Raw genomic sequence first — 3,151 nt, forward strand, 5'->3', positions numbered from 1 at the left:
GTACTATCTTGTACTGTCTTCGGCGGCGCGCCTTGTACAGAACTTTGTGAGTATCGCTATAAATTAGGGCAAGTCGGCAATGGATAACCGACCCGTGTCAATAAGGAAGCAGCCAGTATGACTATTCCATATCGGCGGTTATTTTACGAACGCTACCCCCTCCCCGGCCCTCCCCCGCTGCGGGTGCTAACGCATCCTGCGAGGGAGGGGGCAGAACGGCGGGATTTTCAGCAACGGTTGTCGCTGAGGCGGTTTGTTCGCTGTCTCTCACAGGGAAGGGTATGATTTGGCTATAAAAAAACCGGACGCGAGTCCGGTCTTGGTGCTGGCCTGCGGTTACAGGTTTTTGATAACGTCGGAGACGCCTTTGAGCGAGAAGCCCATGGTTTGTTGTTTGTCGCCGACGAAGGCCGCGACTTGCAGCACGTTGCCTTTTTTGATGCTGTCGAGGATGTTGCCTTCCACCGGAATCGCGGCGTTGCAGCCGCCCTGGTCGCAGAAGTCAAACGGGGTGACGACCAGCTCTTTGCCATCGGCGGCCAGTGCCATGCCCGCACGCAGGTTCACGCCCAGCGGCACGGTGATGAAGGCGACAACGCTGTTTTTGGCTTCCGGGATGCGGCGCAGCAGGATGCGGCCGACCGGTTCGCCTTTTTCGTTATTGACTATCTGGATGGCGCCGCATTCGCTGCCCTGGCAGGTGCCTTTCCAGTCGCCGTAGGCTTTGCCTTCGGAGAGTTTGGCGGCGGCGGTGAGGCTGATGGTGGCGAGCGCCGCGACGGCAGCGAGTTTCAGCGTGGTTTTCATGGAATCTCCTGTGTTGGGAAAAAAACGCGGCGAAGTGTATCACGGCGGCCGCAGTGGGTCTATGCAGCTTAACTAACCGGTAAGCTGGCGCGTTATCAGGTGTTTCAGCGGTGGCAGGGCTTGCGAGAGGCGGAGTACGCCGTGGCGCAGGAGCTTCGCCGGCGGGGTTTCGCGGGTAAAGAGTTTGACGATGGCATTGGTGCCGTGATAGAGCGGGCGGGTGTTCAACTGGTGACGGCGGTCGTAGGCGGCGAGCAGCGCCGGGTCGCCGATGTCCCTGCCCTGCCCTGCCTGGCGCAGGATGAGGCGCGAGAGGATTTCCTGGCTTTGCAGGCCGAGGTTGTAACCGTGCGCGGTGACGGGGTGCATCCCGCAGGCGGCGTCGCCGATGAGCGCGCAGCGGTTGGTGTAGAAGCGGCGGGCGTGGACGCCGACCAGCGGGTAGTCATGCACGCTGCTCACCAGTTTCATCGCGCCAAGGCGGTGGTCGATTTGCGCGGCGATGTAAGCGGCGAGCGCGTCGCCGTCCAGCGCCAGGAGTTCCGGTGCCTTGCGGCTGTCGATGGTGACAACGCAGTTGGTGATGTGGTCGGAAAGCGGCAGCAGCGCGAGGGTGTTGCCGTAGAAGAAGCATTCGCTCGCGGTGTGGTCGTTGGAGTGTTCGTGTTCGAGGCGGAAGACGAGGACGTTGCGCCCAAATTCGTGGGTGTCGGCGGCGATGCCCATCGCGCGGCGGACGAAGGAGAAGCGGCTGTCGGCGGCGATGAGCAGTTTGCCGCTGATGCTGTCGCCGTTGTCCAGCGTGACTTGTGCGGCGCTGGCGTCGCTTTGGCAGGCAACCACGCGGCGGCCGGTGTGCCAGCGCAGGTTTTCCTGGTCTTTGACCGCCTCATAAGCGGCGCGGCGGATGATGTGGTTCGGCACGAGGTAGCCGAGGGTGTCTATCGCCTGGCGGTGGCTGTTTTGTGTGGGCACCGGGAAATGCAGGCGGAAGGCGGAGTCGCCATTTAAGACGGAAGCGGCGCGCAGGTAATGGATTTCGCTTTCGGGGAAGCGCTGCCAGATGCCGAGGTTTTCGAGGATGGCCTTGGAGGGATGGGTGAGGGCGATTTCGCGGCCATCAAACGGCGGATCGGCGAGGACGTCCGGCTGGTGCGCCTCAATAATGCTGATGTTGAGCTGGCTGCCTGCGAGTGCACGGCAGAAGGCGAGTCCTGCCGGACCAGCGCCGACGACGATGATATCGGTTTGTTCTTGCATGGGTTTCTCCGGGGTAAGGGGTGATGCGCGCGGGATTATAGCATGGTGATTGGTTAACCCCGGCCAGGGCGATTTAGTTTTGTGAAGTATCAGGCGGGGCGGGGCTTCAGAGTTGGTCCGGGGCGGGCGGCACCGGCGGCAGCATCCGTTTGTGGCGGGAGCGTTCGTGCCACCAGGCGATTTGTTTGGCCGCCTGTTCGCTCACTGTCTCGCCCCGGAGGAAGGCGTCCAGCTCGCTGTAGCGCACGCCCATTTCGTCTTCGTCGGTTTGTCCCGCCCACAGTCCGGCGCTGGGTGCTTTGGCAAGCACCGCTTGCGGCACGCCGAGCAGGCGCGCCATTTCATAGACTTGTTCTTTGCGCAGCGCGGCGAGCGGCAGGACGTCGGCGGCACCGTCGCCGTATTTGGTGAAGTAGCCGGTGTGGACTTCGGCAGCGTTGTCGGTGCCGAGGACGACGGCGCGGTGGCTTTGCGCGGTGGTGTAGAGCAGGATCATGCGCAGCCGCGCCATCAGGTTGCCGCGCAGCACGTTCAGCCGCTCCGGTTCGGGGTTCAGTACCGGCGCGAGTTGTTGCATGGCAAGGTCGTAGAGCGGTGCGATGGAGATGGTGTGGCCGCTGAGGCCTGCGCTTTTTAACACCGCTTCGGCGTCTTGCAGGTCGGCTTCGCTACTGACGGCAGCGGGCAGCATCAGCGCGTGCACCGGGCGGCCGGTGCGGGCGACGAGGTGGGCGCAGACGGCGCTATCGACGCCACCGCTGACGCCGAGGGTGTAGCCATCGAGGTGGTAGAGGTCGCGGCGCTGTTGTTCGAGCCAGGCGATGAGGTAGTCAATGTAGGCGGTGAGGTTCATGGGTTTTCCGGGTTTGTTTGTGTGTGTTTGGCGAATGGCTGTTTACATACAGGGTAGCGGGGTAGGTGTATGTAAATAGTATGTGGCACTACCTGAAACTGCGTGCGTGCCGCCAGTAACCCCACCCCAGCCCTCCCCCACAGGGGGAGGGGGTATATCGGCGGTGGTTTCGGCTGGCGGTTTTCAAATTTACATACGCTTGAGCGCTCAGGGGGTATGTAAATGGTATGT

Annotated in this window: 3 protein-coding genes; all 3 read right to left on the reverse strand. The window is 62.2% G+C overall.

Translation table 11 applies throughout. The features are described from left to right. Positions 1–336: 336 nt before the first annotated feature. The 3 genes from Q0349_RS05215 to nadE all read right to left on the reverse strand — a co-directional run bounded on the left by Q0349_RS05215 (position 337) and on the right by nadE (position 2,920). Positions 337–807: an invasion associated locus B family protein gene (locus Q0349_RS05215; RefSeq protein WP_298079821.1), complete on the reverse strand. Its 471-nt coding sequence runs from the start codon at positions 805–807 to the stop codon at positions 337–339. A gap of 72 nt (positions 808–879) precedes the next feature. Continuing rightward, complete coding sequence (gene ubiM, locus Q0349_RS05220) at positions 880–2,067, reverse strand: 5-demethoxyubiquinol-8 5-hydroxylase UbiM (RefSeq protein ID WP_298079822.1); 1,188 nt, start codon at positions 2,065–2,067, stop codon at positions 880–882. Between the two features lie 106 nt (positions 2,068–2,173). Further along, positions 2,174–2,920, reverse strand: coding sequence for an NAD(+) synthase (nadE, locus tag Q0349_RS05225; RefSeq protein ID WP_298079823.1), 747 nt, complete (start codon positions 2,918–2,920; stop codon positions 2,174–2,176). Between the last annotated feature and the right edge of the window lie 231 nt (positions 2,921–3,151).

The organism is uncultured Cardiobacterium sp., assembly GCF_938028185.1.
GTDB lineage: Bacteria > Pseudomonadota > Gammaproteobacteria > Cardiobacteriales > Cardiobacteriaceae > Cardiobacterium.

Bases quoted from the DNA above. Each gene is read 5' to 3' on its own strand.
- Q0349_RS05215 (WP_298079821.1), bottom strand. From the start codon at position 807: ATGAAAACCACGCTGAAACTCGCTGCCGTCGCGGCGCTCGCCACCATC.
- ubiM (WP_298079822.1), bottom strand. From the start codon at position 2,067: ATGCAAGAACAAACCGATATCATCGTCGTCGGCGCTGGTCCGGCAGGA.
- nadE (WP_298079823.1), bottom strand. From the start codon at position 2,920: ATGAACCTCACCGCCTACATTGACTACCTCATCGCCTGGCTCGAACAA.